At 59.1% G+C, this 16,587-nt stretch carries 11 protein-coding genes and 6 pseudogenes; 5 read left to right on the top strand and 12 right to left on the bottom strand.

Features of this window, described 5'->3' with window-relative positions:
* Positions 1 to 164: 164 nt before the first annotated feature.
* The 3 genes and pseudogenes from JQK88_RS16605 to JQK88_RS16615 form a co-directional block, all read right to left on the bottom strand.
* Positions 165 to 343 (bottom strand): annotated as a pseudogene (locus tag JQK88_RS16605) (IS110 family transposase); the annotation flags it as partial.
* A 523-nt stretch (positions 344 to 866) separates the two neighbouring features.
* A pseudogene (locus tag JQK88_RS37910) lies at positions 867 to 995 on the bottom strand (hypothetical protein); the annotation flags it as partial.
* A gap of 11 nt (positions 996 to 1,006) precedes the next feature.
* Positions 1,007 to 1,831, bottom strand: a complete 825-nt coding sequence (locus JQK88_RS16615; protein ID WP_203278869.1) for an SDR family NAD(P)-dependent oxidoreductase — start codon at positions 1,829 to 1,831, stop codon at positions 1,007 to 1,009.
* Between the two features lie 378 nt (positions 1,832 to 2,209).
* On the opposite strand from JQK88_RS16615, the pseudogene JQK88_RS36185 reads away from it, so the two are divergent.
* Positions 2,210 to 2,349, top strand: a pseudogene (locus tag JQK88_RS36185) (transposase); the annotation flags it as partial.
* A 454-nt stretch (positions 2,350 to 2,803) separates the two neighbouring features.
* On the opposite strand, the gene asnB reads toward JQK88_RS36185, so the two are convergent.
* Complete coding sequence (gene asnB / locus JQK88_RS16620; RefSeq protein WP_203278870.1) at positions 2,804 to 4,645, bottom strand: asparagine synthase (glutamine-hydrolyzing); 1,842 nt, start codon at positions 4,643 to 4,645, stop codon at positions 2,804 to 2,806.
* A gap of 482 nt (positions 4,646 to 5,127) precedes the next feature.
* Positions 5,128 to 6,093, bottom strand: a pseudogene (locus JQK88_RS16625) (IS256 family transposase); the annotation flags it as partial.
* 636 nt (positions 6,094 to 6,729) lie between these two features.
* Here JQK88_RS16625 and JQK88_RS37440 point away from each other — a divergent pair.
* The 3 genes from JQK88_RS37440 (at position 6,730) to JQK88_RS16640 (ending at position 9,084) form a co-directional block, all read left to right on the top strand.
* On the top strand, positions 6,730 to 7,146 hold the full coding sequence (locus JQK88_RS37440; protein ID WP_376740426.1) for an aldo/keto reductase: 417 nt from the start codon (positions 6,730 to 6,732) through the stop codon (positions 7,144 to 7,146).
* A gap of 168 nt (positions 7,147 to 7,314) precedes the next feature.
* Complete coding sequence (locus JQK88_RS16635; RefSeq protein ID WP_203278872.1) at positions 7,315 to 8,148, top strand: transketolase; 834 nt, start codon at positions 7,315 to 7,317, stop codon at positions 8,146 to 8,148.
* A 24-nt stretch (positions 8,149 to 8,172) separates the two neighbouring features.
* A complete protein-coding gene (locus tag JQK88_RS16640) occupies positions 8,173 to 9,084 on the top strand; it encodes a transketolase family protein (protein WP_246749863.1) in 912 nt (303 codons plus the stop codon).
* A 406-nt stretch (positions 9,085 to 9,490) separates the two neighbouring features.
* On the opposite strand, the pseudogene JQK88_RS16645 reads toward JQK88_RS16640, so the two are convergent.
* The 6 genes and pseudogenes from JQK88_RS16645 to JQK88_RS16665 form a co-directional block, all read right to left on the bottom strand.
* Positions 9,491 to 10,567, bottom strand: a pseudogene (locus tag JQK88_RS16645) (IS110 family RNA-guided transposase).
* Positions 10,568 to 11,078: 511 nt separating this feature from the next.
* Positions 11,079 to 11,828, bottom strand: coding sequence for a class I SAM-dependent methyltransferase (locus JQK88_RS16650; RefSeq protein WP_203278874.1), 750 nt, complete (start codon positions 11,826 to 11,828; stop codon positions 11,079 to 11,081).
* 3 nt (positions 11,829 to 11,831) lie between these two features.
* Positions 11,832 to 12,116 (bottom strand): hypothetical protein, encoded by a 285-nt coding sequence (locus JQK88_RS36190; RefSeq protein ID WP_246749864.1) that lies wholly within the window; start codon positions 12,114 to 12,116, stop codon positions 11,832 to 11,834.
* Positions 12,117 to 12,184: 68 nt separating this feature from the next.
* On the bottom strand, positions 12,185 to 12,784 hold the full coding sequence (locus JQK88_RS36195) for a glycosyltransferase family 2 protein (protein WP_312037289.1): 600 nt from the start codon (positions 12,782 to 12,784) through the stop codon (positions 12,185 to 12,187).
* A gap of 84 nt (positions 12,785 to 12,868) precedes the next feature.
* A complete protein-coding gene (locus tag JQK88_RS16660; RefSeq protein ID WP_312037290.1) occupies positions 12,869 to 13,324 on the bottom strand; it encodes a GtrA family protein in 456 nt (151 codons plus the stop codon).
* Positions 13,321 to 13,872, bottom strand: coding sequence for a hypothetical protein (locus JQK88_RS16665; protein WP_203278876.1), 552 nt, complete (start codon positions 13,870 to 13,872; stop codon positions 13,321 to 13,323). The genes JQK88_RS16660 and JQK88_RS16665 overlap by 4 nt, the downstream gene beginning before the upstream one ends.
* 562 nt (positions 13,873 to 14,434) lie before the next feature.
* Here JQK88_RS16665 and JQK88_RS16670 point away from each other — a divergent pair.
* Positions 14,435 to 16,243: a hypothetical protein gene (locus tag JQK88_RS16670; RefSeq protein WP_203278877.1), complete on the top strand. Its 1,809-nt coding sequence runs from the start codon at positions 14,435 to 14,437 to the stop codon at positions 16,241 to 16,243.
* A 147-nt stretch (positions 16,244 to 16,390) separates the two neighbouring features.
* Here JQK88_RS16670 and JQK88_RS16675 read toward each other — a convergent pair.
* A pseudogene (locus tag JQK88_RS16675) lies at positions 16,391 to 16,528 on the bottom strand (sulfate adenylyltransferase subunit CysD); the annotation flags it as partial.
* Positions 16,529 to 16,587: the final 59 nt, after the last annotated feature.

A 16,587-nucleotide genomic window follows, 5' to 3' on the forward strand; every position in this document is an offset into this window, starting at 1 on the left:
GGAAGCGCCTGCGCGAAGCCGACAAGGCCGCCGATCAGCAGGCCGCCTGACCTTCACGCATCGCCATCATAGAGCCCGCCGCGCCCACGCGCGCGTGCCAATCATGCGGCCTTCGTCGTATGCGTACGTTTGTGTGTTCCTCTTTGTTTGTCCCTTTTCTTGTTTCATGCTGATGCGAGACTGGCGAAGCGGAACTCTGTCTCGTCGCTCCGCATGCGATGCAGGATGACAGCGAGCTTGCGGGCAACAGCAACTCGGGCTCGGGCCATACCGCGCCGCTTGGCCACGTTGTTTCGCCAGATTGATAGCGTGCCGGGGTCAGACCCAGATGTGCGCCAACATTGACTTCGCCGCGCTCGGCCCATTCGCCATCCCTGTAGACCGCGATGTCGTGTGTATTGCGGAAGCCCCGCACACGCGACTGTGTCCATCCATTCGATCGACCTGTCCGCTTTCCCATCCGGTTGAGCATGCCGGCAATGGCTTTGTCAGGCATCATTCGTGCGCAGGCGCGGATCAACTCCACCGTCTCAGGCTCGACGGACCACAGCGTCTGACCCCGCCGGTTCTTTCTCACCGTCAGGCGGGTATGATCGCCGCCCTGCCAACGCAACAACAAATGAATCTGGTCACCCTCGACGTGTGCCACGACCTCGCGCAACACAACCCGAATGATACGCTTACGCGTGACGGAAGTGGCCGCCTGATGATACCAGTTGGCCTCCATGTCGGCCCCCATTTGCAATAGGCGCTGGCGCTTATAGCGCGACAATCTGGGAGAGAAGCCGTATTGCCTCGCCGTGGAATGCTCCCGACCGACATTATCCGTTGCCTCATCACAATGTTCCCCACGACTGGGATCCGGATCAATTCGTCATCGGCTCGATTGCCGGCTCGAACTGCATCACGCCGAACACCATTGCGTGCGCCTTTTCCTTTCGCCAGATCTTCAAGCGGCGCTGCAACGTGCTCAGCAACTGATCGGGATATTGCCCCGGACGCTCCGCTAGATGCTCAGTTCCTCGAACATCTTGCGTATCTCAGCACTCCGCTGTCGCCGCTGGTTCCAACTAAGCCCGCCGATCAAGCCGCCGTCTACCACCAGATCGTGGCCATTGATGAAGGTGGATTCGTCGCTTGCCAAGAACACCGCGGCATAGGCGACATCTTCGGGTAGGCCCGATCGCGGGATCGGCTGCCATCCCTTATTGACTTCGCGCAATACCGACGCCTGTTTCTCGGCGGCGACGCCCGACGCACCCATGCCGGTTGCGATCATCCCGGGCGAGATCGAATTGACGCGGACGCCGGCCTCCCCCAGTTCCATGGCAACACACTTGCTGAAATGGATCACGGCGGCCTTGGCGGCGCTGTAGTCCATGTACACGGAGACGGCCTGTTGGCCCGCGACGCTGCCGGTATTGATGATGCTGCCAGAGCCCTGCCTTTTCATATGGGGCGCAGCGTGTTTCATGCCGAGCATTACGCTGCGCACATGCGACGCCATGATGAGGTCGAAGCGCGCTACCTCCAGCCCCTCAATACCGCCAGTCTGCCCCAAAATGCCGGCGTTGTTGAACAGACAATCGATGCGGCCGAACCTATCGACCGCATGCTCAATCAGCGCCTTGACCTGCTCCTCGACCGTGACGTCGGTCTGGCGAAAGACGCAGTTTGACCCCAGCCGCTTGACCAGAACCTCTCCTTCGGGAACGCGGCGGCCCGCAACGACAATTTTTGCTCCCTCGGCTATAAACATTTCTGTGGTGCGCCGGCCAATGCCTTGGCTACCCCCGGTGATCACCGCGACTTTTCCATCGAGCCGGCCCATGTCGTCCCTCTTTCCTTGCAACTTGATTCGAACTGATGCGAAAAGCAACTCCGGCCCATGAACCATATTCCAGATTAACTCTATTCCCGACCAACTTTTGTCGCGCAAATAGAAGTAAGCACGAAGCCAGCCGAGCTGCCACCGATCACTAATCCGAGGCTAACGCAGTTTGCGTTTTCTCCGTTATCCCCTCATACCCGTCAGTAGCGTCTCCTGTTCACATTGCCTCCTGTCCTCTGTCTAGGCTCTGCCGGACATAGATACATTCCCTGGCCTCCCTGCGCACCTATCGTTCCTGGTAGGTATCTCGCGATCGAGGTTGGCGCTGCATGGTTGTCGTCCTTCCGGATTGCTCAATCATCATAAGCTTGCTGTTCTCGTCTTCGAGGCGTCAGCCAGGCGACCTATTTCAACTGGAAGAAGAGGTATGACGGGCTGTTTCGACCGAGATGCGCCGACTGAAGCAGCTCGAAGACGAGAACGCCAAGCTGAAGAAGCTAGTGGCGGATTCGTCGCTCTAGAATGAGATGCTGCGGGGTGATTCGCCGAAAGCGTGAAGCCTGCTCGGAAGTGTAGGCTGGTCGATGAGGTTTGCCCTAAGTTTGGAATCGATCGGCACGCTTGCTAAACCCTTGAGTTCGTTCGATCGACCTATCACCACAAATCGCGTCGCTGCTCCGGCGAGATCGGCGCGGCCTATTGCATCGAGGCTTCACCCCTGGCACGCAACGGACGCGACGCGCTCACGCTGATCGAATTTTGCGGTCTGGTTGGCGCGCCAATCGTCGATGAGGATGGCATCTACGAACCCCGCCATCCAAACGATCGGTTATTGCTGGCCATGAAGGTCTATGGGTCTCCCCATAGGGGCGCCCCATAGATTCATCACATCAAAGGGCCGATTGACAAAAAATGCGAAACCTACCGCTTGGGGAATCTCGTCGTCACGATGTAGCTTATGCGTGTTCCGTCTCAGACCCTAAGACTTACGTTGTAGCTGGTCAGGAAATCCTGGAGAGCCAGGATACGTTCCACCCCCCTGACGTTCTCGGTCGCGTTTAGCAGTGTGCGGGAGCTTTCGACTGACAGCAGTGGTGCCACTGCCGCATTGTGGTCATTCAGCAGCGTAGCGAACTGGGTGCACAATATTCTGTCGTAGGTGCGATCCTGGATAGTCGGATACGCGCTCTTCACTCGCTGCACCACAGACTCCGGCAGCAGGTCCGCTGTGGCGGCACGCAGCAGGCTCTTTTCGCGCCCGTCAAAAGTCTTGTGGGCCCAGGGGGTGCCGAAAACGTACTGAACGAGGCGGTGGTCGCAGTATGGGACCCGCACCTCGAGGCCCGAAGCCATGCTCATCCGGTCCTTGCGGTCGAGCAGCCTTGGCAGGTGGCGCGTGAGATAAAGGTAGCAGACCTCGCGCATGCGACGTTCGTGCGGATCGGCCGAGGCCGGTCCGGTCAAGGGGGGTACTTCGGCAAGTGCCCTGCGGTACTGTCCGTCGAGGTACTCGGGTAGGTCGAGCTTTTCGATGAGCCTGGGGTCTAGGTACTGCCGGCCGGTATCGTTAACGTACGCCCTGCTGCCGTGCCAAGGAAACGTGTCGGCCTGAACATGCGCGGGATCGCGGAACTCCGGGTAGCCGCCGAAAATCTCGTCGGCCGATTCCCCGGACAAGGCAACCGTCGAGTGTTGCCGGATCGCCCGGAACAGCAGATATTGCGAGCTATCGAGGTCGCCGCTTGTCAACGGCAGGTCGCGGGCTCGGAGGGTGGCGGCCCGCACGTTCGGGTCCATGAGTTCGTCTGCGGACAACGTAATGTCCCTGTGTTCAGTACCAACGAACTTCGCGACCTCCTGTACATATGGTCCATCGGGTGTAGCGCACATCGGGCCGGGGGTAAAGTTATCGGTGTAGCCGACGAAGTCGAGGGCGAACGACCGGATCCGCTTATCGCTGAAGCGGGCAGCCAGTGCTGTCAGTGCGGAGGAGTCAAGCCCGCCCGACAACAGCGTGCACAGCGGCACGTCGGCGATGAGCTGCCGTTGGATCGTGTCCTCGAGCAGCTCGCGGACGCGTCGAACGGTGGTAGGCACATCGTCGGTATGTCCGCTGTCGGTGAGCTGCCAATACGTCATCTGCTGGACGCCGTCGCGGGTCACGCGGACGATGTGGCCAGGCCGCACCTCACGCATACCGCGGAACACCGTTTCGTACGGGTCGGCGACGGGGGATAGGATGCGACGAAGCCCGTCGGCGTCGATGACCCGTTCCGCGAGACCGTTGGCGAGGATCGCCTTTGGCTCGGAGCCGAACAACACTCCGTGCTTGGTGGGGTAATAGTAAAGCGGCTTGACGCCGAGCCGGTCTCGTACGAGAAGCAGTTCGCGGTTGGCGCTATCCCAAAGTGCGTAGGCGAACATCCCGTTGAGTTCGCTCACCGCGGTGCAAGGGTCGCGTCGGCCCCACTCGCGATGGGCGTGCAGCACCACCTCGGTGTCACTGCTCGTGTTGAACCGATGGCCCAAGGCGGCGAGCCGTTGACGCAGCTCGCGGTAGTTGTAAGTCTCGCCGCCGTAGACGAGCACCAGAGCGGGTTGGCCGTCCTCCTGGAGCGTCATCGGCTGGCGACCGCCCTGGATGTCGATGATCGCCAGGCGGCGGTGTCCCAGCGCCGCGGGCCCGTCAATCCAAGTCCCCTCATCGTCCGGACCGCGGCAAGCCATGGTAGCCGTCATGTCGGCAAACTCCCTTCGCGCGTCGGGACCTCCTAGGTCACGATCGAAATCAATCCATCCACAGATGCCGCACATGTTTTGCTCCGGTACCTATGCGCAAACTGGCCCAACCGAATGCCGCCCGCGCGAATACGTGAGAATACTTCATGCCGCATCTTCGGCTCAACTCGAGTAATCTGGATGAATCGTGGCGGCTTGTTCCTACATGGCACGACATCTCGCAATGCGCACCAACCTACTTTGGTGGTTGTGTCAGTTGTTGTGCCTTCAAATGTTAGCGCGCGATGCGTCACTTTTGGGCTGGCGAGCCGATCTGTATCAAACAGGAGTACCAACCTACAGCTAGCATTCACGGATCGTCACGCTGCGTTCATGGCTCTCTTGTGGAAACAACGAACGCTTTTGGCTGTTCATGAATTTGGTGAATTCCAAATAGATCCCTAGCGGCTCTCTTGACTACGCGAGGAAGGCCAGCCAATGCACCGCGCGATCGTGTCCCGCTGCGTGGTGTAGCTGGCGGCATTGATCGCCGTGCTCTCCGGCATGGGCCGGGCAGATCAGCACGCCACGGCTGGCAGGCTGATCAGGGGATCATCGCTCATCTGGCTGATCGTTTCCAGGGTCATATATCTGGCCCGCTGCACTGCCCATTCATCGTTCTGTTCGAGCAGGATTGCGCCGACGAGGCGCACGATCGCATCGTCGTTCGGGAAGATTCCGACGACCTCGGTGCGCCGCTTGATCTCTCCGTTGAGACGCTCGATCGGATTCGTCGAGTGGAGCTTGGCGCGATGTTCCTTCGGGAAGGTCATGTAGGCCAGCACGTCGGGCTCGGCATCGTCCATGATTGTCGCCAGCTTCGGCACCTTCGGCCGGATCTGGTCGGCGACGGCACGCCATTGGGTGCTGGCGGCTTCCGAGGTCTCTTGGGCGAAAGCGGTGGCGATGAAGGCTGAGACGACCCTGCGGCCGCTCTTGCCGGCATGGGCCAGCACGTTCCTCATGAAGTGGACGCGGCAGCGTTGCCATGTCGCCGACAGCACCTTGGTGACGGCGCTCTTGAGGCCTTCGTGCGCGTCGGAGACGACGAGCTTGACGCCGCGCAGGCCGCGACGTGTCAGCTTGCGCAGGAACTCCGTCCAGATCGGCTCGGCCTCAGAGGTGCCAATCTCCATGCCCAGGACCTCGCGCCGGCCGTCCGCGTTGACGCCGACGGCGATGATGACGGCGACCGAGACGATCCGCCCACCGCGGCGGACCTTCAGGTAAGTGGCGTCGATCCACAGGTAGGGCCAATCGCCCTCGATCGGCCGCTCGAGGAAGGCCTTCACCTTGCCGTCAATCTCCTCGCACAGCCGCGAGACTTGGCTCTTGGAGATGCCGCTCATCCCCATGGCCTTGACCAGGTCGTCAACCGACCGGGTCGAGATGCCTTGCACATAAGCTTCCTGGATGACGGCGGTCAGCGCCTTCTCGGCCATGCGGCGCGGTTCGAGGAAACCCGGGAAGTAGCTTCCCTTCCTGAACCACCTGATGGGACACGACCCACCGCGGCGATGCAATGGGGCTTAGTACGCGTCCGAGGACGGTCGCCTTGCCGGCGAACGGATGGTGTAGCTGACTATCGGTATGGGATATCGCTACTGACTGTCGCCAAGTCACTCGGCTCGAGATTGTTGACGGTGGCCGCCGGCGCCGCTGGTCGGAGGAAGAGACGCTGCGGAGGCATCGAGCTCCAGGTGAAGTTCACGCAGATACGTCAGTGGCAGACGGGAACGCTCCGTCAACCGCCCCGATCTTCCGTCATCCAGATTGGGATCGCGAATCGACCGATATTGCGCCTGATCGCGAATGGCTGAACGTCGGCGTCATCGAGAATGGAATCAGAATGTTGTCTCATTTGACACGCAGTAAGGTGGCGACGATCCCGCCGCTGCTTGCGAATGCCTTCCGTCAACTACCAACACTAGTAAGTGGTTCGGCTGCCACATGCATGCAAAATGAGTAGTGCTCGTTATCGGAGAAGCAAGTTGCCAGTCGCGTGCAGAACTCGGGCATCCCAAATCGTGCACGATGTGAAAGCCGCCGCTCACAGGCAACGTGATGCCGTTAAAGCGATGCTCAACTATTTCATTGAAAGGGTGGGATACATGTTGTCAATGCGAACGGCACTTCTGATTGGAAGTCACAGGAGCACTCCTGCAGCGCTCAACCTCGGGTTCCGTATCGACACCGCACAATCCTACGAGAACGCGTCCGAAGTCGGCAAGGGCCTCCTTGACCCCGGCGTAAGGCGCGATTCCTGGCGACCAAGGGTCACTAGCATCCATTTCGCGCCGCGCGATCTGGAGCGCTCGGTCAGAGTGAGTTTAGGGCGAATGCCGCAACCCCACCTCGGCCTGTTGCTACTGCACGGCCCCAATCCATGCGTTCCGCTCGCCGAAACGCCTGGTGCGCTCGAACAGGCCAAAGGTCTCGGACTGACCCAGCATGTCGGAGTATCAAATTTCAATGTCGGGTTGGGCAAGAAGGCGGTTAGGACCTTGTCCGGAGCCATCAGTCTCCAATCAGGTTGAACATCGCCCTTATCTCGATCAGTCGAAAGTAATAGCGGCCTGCAACCAAGCTGAGCTCGCGGTCGTGGCCTACAGCAACCTTGCCATGGGCAAAATCAATAATGACGAACGTTGGTGCAGATCGCGCAATAGAGCCACAGCAGCCGATAGCCGAATATAGGAGAAAATATGAAAAAGGGCGCAACTGTCGACCAGGAATCAGCGAGAGCTGCAGACCTTGATAACCGATCGAAAGCTATACGTCGGAGGATACTGGAGGTGCTCGCCGCGAGGCAAGTTGCCGGGCATGTGGGCCCGTCATTCTCAATAGTAGAAATTCTTCTTGTGCTGTACGACGAATTTGTCCGATTTCCACGAGGTGGGCCGGCAATTGACGACCGCGACCGCTTCATTCTTAGCAAGGGGCACGGCTGCCTCGCACTCTACGCTGTGCTCGAGGAGGCGGGCCTAATCTCATCTCACAAGCTAGATCAATTTTGTTCAGTTGGCTGCGAACTCGGTCTTCTTCCGGAGCAAAACATCCTGCGTGGCATCGAGGCCACCACGGGGGCGCTGGGTCATGGCCTGCCGATAGCGGTCGGTATGGCGTTAGCGGCCAAAATCACCCAGAGGCACTTTCACGTCTATGTTCTGGTCGGCGATGGAGAGCTAAACGAGGGTGCAAACTGGGAGGCGGCGTTCCACGCTGTGAAGCATAGACTGTCCAATCTTACCGTATTAGTTGATCGAAACGGCCAGCAGTGCAACGGGCCAACGGAAAACGTCCTTCCAATGCCATTCATGCCGGCACTCTGGCGTGAAATTGGTTTTGATGTTCGTCATGCTCCTGGGCACGACTGTCGCGCTATTCGCGAGGCACTATTGTTTCCAATGTCTGATTCGCGTCCAAGAGTAGTCATCTGCGAGACGACAAAAGGGAAAGGACTGGGAGAGTTCGAAGGAAGTCCCGAGTGGCATTATAGACAAGTGCCGTCGATCAGCGCGGTCCCGTCTCTATTGTGAGTGCGTTCTTGAGAGGTAGAGATAATGCGTGGGACATTCCGAAACGTGCTCCAGCAGTTGGCGACCCGCGATAAGCGGATCGTAGCGGTTGGGTGCGATCTAACCTACACCAGCATGAGCGACTTCAGGGCCGCTTTTCCGGATCGTTCTTTTATGGAGGGCATCGCAGAGCAATATGTGGTTGGCATGGCGGCCGGGTTAGCCGGAGGCGGTTTGATTCCATACGTGGAGCTTGTTGCGGCGTTCGGTACAAGAAGAGCGTTCGAGCAGCTCTTTGTTGACATAGGTCTTCAGCGACTTCCAGTGCGAATTGTCGGAACCGGAGGCGGCTTAAGCTGTACTGAGTTTGGTCCTACCCACACAGCTCTTGAGGATCTTGCGATCTTACGTCAGGTTCCGAATATGGCAATATGCGCACCACGATCCAATCGTGAGTTGCGGCACCTCCTGTCGTCGACGATCGAGTGGGACGGACCATTATACATTCGTCTAAGTAATACCACCGCTGATAGCGACAGAGGCCCATTAGGAGAGTTAGGGCGTGCATGTCGCCTGCGGGATGGCAAAGACGCTCTGATTGTATCGACGGGAATTGTGAGTTCGACCATATTCGAGATCGAGGAAATGTTGACTAAAGGTGGACTTGATCCAGAGGTGCTTCATTTTCCGACGCTCAGTCCATTTGATTCCGAGGCTCTTTGCGAGGCTGCAAGCCGGGTCGCCTTTGTCATCGTTGTCGAGGAGCACAATCGGCATGGTGGACTGGGGAGTATAGTCGTCGAGACTCTGGCCGATGCGAGGATCTTACGACCCACGACCAGGATCGGAACAAGGTTTGAGCCGAGGTTGAACCACGGCACTTATCATGAGGCCATCGTTAACTTTGGCCTTCGTGGGCCGGCTCTTGCCGACGCAATTTTGGCCGCTTGCATCTAGGTCCGCGCATTTCGCTGATTGTGAACAGCCATTTCACACGAAGGAGGGTCGATGCTGACGGTCGTCAAAGCGTTTTTTCCCCCGCTGTTGCAGCGCGGGTTTGAGCACAATGTATGACGCGGACCCTGCCGAGCCAGATCCAACTTGTATACGGTCGCTGTCCGGAACAGCTACACCAACATCCCGTGTGTGGACGCCCCTTCGGATGCAAGAAGTTTTTTCTAAAGGCGTGGTGCGCAGGTTCAGGTGCTTCCGTGTGTCCGACCTGTTTTGATGCGGCCGGTCATAGGGCCGCTGGCCTGTATGGAGATCGCGGATCGGGTCCAATACGCTTGCGCCAAAGCCCGTCGCGGTCGCGAGGCGGTCGGGGAGGCAGGAAGGTCAGACGAGAGGTATGGCGCAACGGTCAGAAGACGGCATCGGAAAAGCCAGTAATATCCCAAGCGCCTTTGAGCGATACCGCCGTAGCCGGAGCTCTGTAGGTTCCTCCGTGCGCCATTAGCGCCCAGACGATCCTTGCCATCTTGTTCGTCAACGCGACCGTCACCGGCATGCGCGGCTTTCGGGCCAGCATGCTGGCCAGCCACGGGCTTGCCTTACATCCGTCGCGTGCGGCGACTTTTGTGGCCGAGCTCGTTCCGAGAATCAGCCGCTTTCGCAGGCTGCGCTCGCTCATCTTGGTTGTCCGGCCCAGCCGCTCCGTGCCCCCCGCTGGAGTGCTGCCTGGGCGTAAGCCCCAGCCAGGCGGCGAAGTCACGTCCTCGCCGGAAAGTCGAAGCCGCGGGCGCCAGAGCCACCAGGGCGGTGGCGACGACCGGGCCGATCCCGGGTATTGTCATCAGGCGCTTGGCGACCGAGTCAGCCTCGGCCCTGATGGCGATCTCACGATCCAGCAGCAGGATCCTTGCCTGGATCGCCCTGCAGACTGTCGGCGATCACCGCGAGCACCGGGCGCGCCTCGGCCGGCAGCTCAGACGAGGGATCAGCCACCAGGTCGATGAGCTTGCTGACGTGTCCAGGGCCTTGCCGCACGATTAAGCCAAACTCCATGAGGTGACCGCGTAGGGCGTTGATCAGCTGTGTCCGCAGCCGGACGAGGAGATCGCGTGTTCGGAACACTACAGCCGCGTCTTGCGCCTCTGCGCTTTTCGGGGTGACGAAGCGCATAGTTGGCCGTTGCACCGCCTCGCAGATCGCCTCCGCATCGGCCGTGTCGTTCTTCTGACGCTTTACGAACGGCTTCACGTAGGCCGGCGGGATCAGCCGGACCTCATAGCCTAAGGCGGCAATTTCACGGGCCCAGTAATGGGGCGCTGGCGCAGGCCTCCATCGCCACCAGACAGCGCGGCTGGCCGGCAAAGAACCCCAGCAGCGCATCCCGTCTCAGCTTTTTGTGAAAGATCACCCCGCCCGACGCATCGGCGCCATGCGCCTGGAAGAGCATCTTCGCTAGATCGAGACCGATTGTGCTAACTTCATCCACGGACGCCTCCTTCAAGTGGTGTTCTCAACACCTCCACTTTGGCACATAGATGCCGTCAGGGGGCGTCCAAGGCTGGAATCTCCAGCCACCGATCGGATCCCCGACCAGAGAGGCTGCAACGGAAAACCTCTCTACCAGCCTTCTCGACCACCTCATGAATATGGGCCAGGCTCCCGGCCCAAGGATGCCACGGGTAAAGAAGCTCGTGCTCCGCGATCCCGTGGGCGTTCTGTCGTCGTGTTGTACAACGAGGTGCGCCCGCATGGGGCGATCGGGCATAAGGTGCCGATCTCGTTGCTCAATCCCGATGGCGCCGCCAGCCCGCCATCGTGAGAAGGCCGGGAAACTCTACCTTCCGGCGGTCCAGAGAATGGTATCGGAGCAAATCGAGGCCGGACTCTAATCTCAGATGGAGGAAATTACCCGTGGCAGGTCAGCGCGACAATAAAAATGTGGGGCTGGTCCACCAGGGATCTCGTGACAGTTCCGCGCGAGTAAAACAGGCTTGTGATCAAACCGGAAAACTGTCCTCGGGCCGCCGGGCCACTGCGAACAAGGATAGCCCTATCGGCATTCGAACCCGACCCACTAGGTGACGCTCGAAGGCGAAAATCCCGGCAAAGAGTTGGTTTAGAGGGGCTGGCGGCGGCATGTCGTCGTGGGTTTGTCCGCCGGTCAGCTTGCTTGTTAGCCGCCGCAGCAAGCCAAGCGGAAACAGAAACGTGCTGAAGTAGCTAATATCCGCCGTCACCAGGCCGGCGCTTTCGATCGCCGATCTCAGGGCGGCGCGGGTATACCGCCGCTTGTGGTGATGCACTTCGTCATGTGCCGACCACATCCACGGATGCGCGGGCACCGTGATTAAGATCGCGCCTGCGTGCCGAAGCTTGGGCTTTAGCGCCGCAAGCGAGGCGCCATCCTTCTCGATGTGCTCGACCACGTCCAGCAGCGCGATTAGGTCGTAACTGCCATCCTGGGCTTCCAGCTGGTCCGGCAGTGCCGCGAAGCCGACCCTGAGGCCGCTCTTGCGGCTTGCGATCTCGCGCGCGGCAGCGTCGAATTCGACAGCGTCGACCGCGCCGAATTTTTGCAAAAGACCTAGGTTGCCGCCAGTTCCGCACCCCGCCTCAAGGATTCGTGCCTCGCCCTTCGGCGGCAGACCAAGCTGGACAAGGAGACGTTCGATTATGGCGCGGCGGCCAGTAAACCACCAATGAATTTCTTCGTTTGCGGCCAAGCGCTCATAGATGATTCTGTCCATCGCTCATCTCCGGAACCAGCTTCCTTGTCGAATCCCAGCATCGATCCCCATCGTAGAGCGGACGATGAACAACGGCCTTCCTTTCACTTCGTTGAAAATGCGGCCAATATATTCACCGAGAATGCCCAGCGAGAGAAGATTGAGGCCGCCGAGAAGCAGGATCGCGATCATGAGAGATGCGTAGCCCGGCGCATCGCGGCCGGTTATCAACGTCAGCAGGATGATGAAGAGCGTATAGCCAAAAGCGAATGTGGAGACCGCCGCGCCGAGATAGGTCCAGAGGCGCAATGGGACTGTGGTCGAGGTGGTAATCCCGTCGAGCGCGAAATTCCACAGTTTCCAGTAGTTCCATTTGGTCAGCCGGCTTCGCGCTTTTCCCTCACAACGGGGACTTCCTGGGTCGGGAACCCGACCCAGGAGACCAGGCCCTTCATAAAGCGCGCGCGCTCGGGCAAGAGTTTCAGGACGTCAATCACTTCGCGATCGATCAGGCGGAAATCGCCTACCTCAGCGGGTATTGGTCGTTCCGCCATCTGGTTGTAAGCGGAATAGAAGGCCCGCGCGGTAAGCCGCTTCAGCGCCGTATCAGCCCTCCGGTCGGCGCGGAGCGCATTGACGATCTTCGCGCCTTCCAGCCAGTTATCAACCAGCAGCGGGATTATCTCCGGCGGGTCCTGAAGGTCCACGTCGATCGGAATGACGGCGTCGCCCAGGGCATAATTCATCCCCGCCGCCAACGCCGCGTCCTTGCCGAAATTGCGGGAAAGCACGACAACCTTGACGGCGGAGTTGTTTCGCCGTTCGGCGGAAAGCGCAGCCAGCGTGGCGTCCGTGCTGCCATCGTCGACGAACACGATCTCGTAAGTACCCCCCTCGCCAATCCGCCGGGCAGCCTCTTCGAGGCAGGGGATGACGCGCCGGAGGAACGGTGCGATCGCGTCCTGCTCGTTCAGCACCGGAACTATCAATGAAATCAGCCGAGATATTCTCTGCGAACTCATCATCCACCCCCAAACCCCGGACAAGGCGTCAATCCCCGGCTATCTCGCTTCACACTCGCCTTCCTTGAAGACGAAGAGACTATTTCCTAAGAAACCAACGATGAGATAGCTTGCGATGGCTGGAATCTGGGCAAGATAATCACCGAGGCCAAGCCAAGCAGTGGCCGCAAGTACCACCAGGACATTTACGCAATATGCAAGCAGCATTACTATCAAAAAACGACCAACTCCTGATGCGATCGGTACCTTGCTCCGGAAGGTGAATCGCCGGTTCAGAAGAAAGCTCACAAATAAGCCTACTGCATATCCGGAAGCATTCGCGGCAATGGATGGCATTGCCACCCAGCCTAGGCAGAAAAAGATCACCGACAGGCCGACAAACGTGTTGACGCAGCCAACGAAAACGTAGCGAAGAGACGGGCCAAGCCTTGCCAATGGCTCGATGAGCTCGAAAGGCTTGGGTCTCGCACCACTATGGGCTCGGCTCGAATTCACCCGTCCATGCCTTCTTGAAGATAGATGACGGCGTTTTCATCTTTGTATGCTTGCCGCCAGCCTCCGAGTTCATCTAACATGGGGATGCGCCCGTCCTCGGCCGCGAGCAACGCCCAATCAATTTCGTGCTCCGCGATCAGCTTTTCGAGGATTGGCTTTCCTGCACTGCTTTCGGATTTGTGATCCTCGGCAGCAAAGCCACCAAGAAGGAGCTGATCAGCCCGCCCGTAGATATGTGTCTTGATTCCACGGAAAATTAGCTTTTGTCCCGGACTATCAGCATTCAACACATTTCCCGACACGCCATGCTCTCGCACATAGGCGAGTGCGCCCGACGCAGCATTTATCGGCGCGGGCTCCAGATCATTCTTGATGGCGAGGTAGCAGGCCGCCAAGAGGAGCATCCCACCGCTGATGGCGGGTGGGATCGTCCCAGCACGTTTCGAGAGCGTCCGCGCGTTCCCGGGCTGAAAGCTCGTGAGGGGCTGGCTGCGCAGCCAGCTCTCCACTTTGAACGGAGGAGCGAGGGGCTCCACACGCAGCGCCATGTTGCTCTCCAAAGCTATCACCAACCGCTGAACGACTTCGTGCGCGAGCTCGCTTCTCTCTCAGAAACGGGGCGCACCGTTTTCAAGGGAAGGAGAGCATCACTCGCGCGTGCACTCAGCCCTCACTCAGTGTTACTGCATCTCAATAGCAACGGTCGTGCCAGGGCCGTTCGCGCGCGGTAAGCTTCTGGTTCGCTTTGAAAAAGTTTGTACGCCGCAGACAGCGGCCCGTGTTTTGAACCGGACAGCCGTTGTACGGTTGTCAGAAACCGGACAAGGATCAGCCCGTGGTTTGCGCGATTTCCGCACCTCGTCACTCTCTATGAGAGATTGGCTACGCGTCTGTCGAGCGATAGGTCACTCACCAGTTTCTTCAGCTTACCGTTCCCTCTTTCCTCCTGGAACCGCTTCAACCGACGCATCTCCGTCGGCGGCATTCTGTCGTAATTGGTGACCGACACTACCGGTTCTTGTAGGCGATGGCGGGGTTCAGGTCAGTTAAAAGCCGCTGACGCTGATATGCATTGGAATGGGCCTGGTCGAGAGGCTGGCAGGAAGACCTATGTCAAGAGAGAACCACTTTGCCAAGTTGTCGCTCTTGCTGGAGCGGACCTTGCTGGCTCTGTCCGCCTTAACCACAGCGATCCATTTCGCTTGGCTGCTGTACTATAGCAACTACGGTCTCCATCTCACAGACGAAGGTTTCTACCTCAACTTCATTGCGAACCCATTCCCCTACGCCCTCAATATTCCGCCGTCCCTTTTCGGCTTCGTCTATCACTGGCCGTATCAGTGGGTAGGGGGCGATATTGCTGTGCTTCGCATGTCGAACGTCACGCTTACAATGGCACTGGGCTGGATCCTCAGCTTCCTTGTGATCCGGCGCCTCTGGACAGTGGGTTGGCTGCAGGCGGCGGTGCTATCGGCCGGGATCGCCAGCATGACATCACTCGTCTTTCGCTTCCGGCTGACGCTCACCCCGAGCTACTATGCGCTGGCCTTTCAGTCGCTTTTGATCATAATGATCGGCTTGCTACTGGCCGACCGGCTAGGGCGCATGCGCCAAGTCTTAGGGTGGACCTTGGTCGGCGTTGGCGGCTGGTGCTGTTTCATGGCCAAGCCGACCACCGCTGCGGCCATTGCCCTCATCGTTATGGTGTATGTCGTCGTTTTGCGCCGAAAGTCGCTGCGGCCCATGCTCGGGGCGGCGCTGGTCGCTCTCGCTCTACTGATTATGACCGCCTACTTGATCGACGGCGGCATCACCGGGCTGGTGACCCGGATGGTTAACAGCGCTGAGATGGAAATCCTGCTGGGTGACGGCCACGAGGTGTTTCGCAGTATTCGGATCGACTGGCTCGCCACTAGTCGCTCGCAAGTCGCCATGGCTGTGTTCCTGGCGGTAGCTCTTCTGCTCAGCATTCTCATGGGGTCTACGGACAAGTTGCTCCCATCGCTGGCTCTCGCTGCGGTGTTGATCGTAACAATAGCGATTGCGCTGCTGGGGATCGATCCAATCAGCATCCAGCCCTCAACCCTATTCCTGGTGCCGGCCTTCACATGCCTGGGCGCGATGCTCTATCGTAAGGGATTGGTTCTGCGCGCCCAGCCTGCCACCAGCATCGCTCTAGCGCTAACCTTTTTGGTCCTGCCGCACGTGTTCGCACTGGGCTCCAATCTCAATTACTGGTATCTTGGCGCGCTCGACGCCTTGTTCTGGATGCTCGCGGTCGTTGCTTTCCTGAGCCCTCTTGCGCAACAGGGACGCAGCGTCGCCACCCTATTGCCCCTGACTGTGTTGGCACAGTTGCTCACTGCATCAGTCAACAATGATAGTATCCTCAACCCGCCCTGGGACGTGAAAGATCTGCGCGCTTATACCGCTGTCATGCCCATGCCGGGTGGTGGAAAATTGGTGATCGCGGAATCCCTCCACCACTATCTGGCCACGGCCAGAGCCAAGGCCCGTGCGGCCGGCCTTGAAGTTGGTACCCCGGTGGTCGATCTCACTGGCGGCTCGCCAAGCCTGCTGTATGTGCTCGAGACGCGAGCGCTAGGTCTTCCATGGCAGAACGGATGGTTTCCCGGCGGTAGTGCGGTGGCGGTGGAAACGCTCGGACTTGAGAGCTGCGCCGATCTGGCCAAGGCGTGGGTGCTGATCGAGCCAGAGAGTCAGTATCATCTCGACCAAGCCAGTGTCATGGCCTCCTTTGGAGCCGGGCAGGCGGACTACGTCGCCGCCGCTACGTTCGACCCCACCGTCGTTGACCGGGTTTATCCGAATGGTCGGCAGTTTCTGTTAAAGCCAGTTCGCCCCGCCGCGCCGGCGGAGCAATCGTGCCGGGAAGCCAGGCGACAAACGGCCGGATAGCCAGAAATGAAGCCAATAATGGAAGCTGTGCGAAGCCGAATCGAGATTCCGCAGTTTACATACTGCATCAGCGACTTTCTGTTCCTGCCCGGTAATCTATCAGTTCCCACGACCGGACCGGGCGTTCTGGGCGACGCACCGTGGATGTCAGAAATACCCTTCGCGCTTGTTCTTTTCCATCGAGCCGGCCTCGTCCCGGTCGATCAGCCGGCGCTGGCGTTCCGAGGTTCGGGCAATCAGCATCTCATTGACGATGCTCTCGAGATCGTCGGCGTCGGAATCTATCAGGGCGATATGTTCAATTAAGGCTTGTTGAGATTCAGCGTGAATTTATGACGGCGGCT

Origin of the sequence: Mesorhizobium caraganae, from assembly GCF_016836705.1 — a bacterium.
GTDB classification, from domain to species: Bacteria; Pseudomonadota; Alphaproteobacteria; order Rhizobiales; family Rhizobiaceae; genus Mesorhizobium; species Mesorhizobium caraganae.

Bases quoted from the DNA above. Each gene is read 5' to 3' on its own strand.
- JQK88_RS16615 (WP_203278869.1), bottom strand. From the start codon at position 1,831: ATGGGCCGGCTCGATGGAAAAGTCGCGGTGATCACCGGGGGTAGCCAA.
- asnB (WP_203278870.1), bottom strand. From the start codon at position 4,645: ATGTGCGGCATCTGTGGATGGATTGATTTCGATCGTGACCTAGGAGGT.
- JQK88_RS37440 (WP_376740426.1), top strand. From the start codon at position 6,730: ATGCGAACGGCACTTCTGATTGGAAGTCACAGGAGCACTCCTGCAGCG.
- JQK88_RS16635 (WP_203278872.1), top strand. From the start codon at position 7,315: ATGAAAAAGGGCGCAACTGTCGACCAGGAATCAGCGAGAGCTGCAGAC.
- JQK88_RS16640 (WP_246749863.1), top strand. From the start codon at position 8,173: ATGCGTGGGACATTCCGAAACGTGCTCCAGCAGTTGGCGACCCGCGAT.
- JQK88_RS16650 (WP_203278874.1), bottom strand. From the start codon at position 11,828: ATGGACAGAATCATCTATGAGCGCTTGGCCGCAAACGAAGAAATTCAT.
- JQK88_RS16665 (WP_203278876.1), bottom strand. From the start codon at position 13,872: ATGGCGCTGCGTGTGGAGCCCCTCGCTCCTCCGTTCAAAGTGGAGAGC.
- JQK88_RS16670 (WP_203278877.1), top strand. From the start codon at position 14,435: ATGTCAAGAGAGAACCACTTTGCCAAGTTGTCGCTCTTGCTGGAGCGG.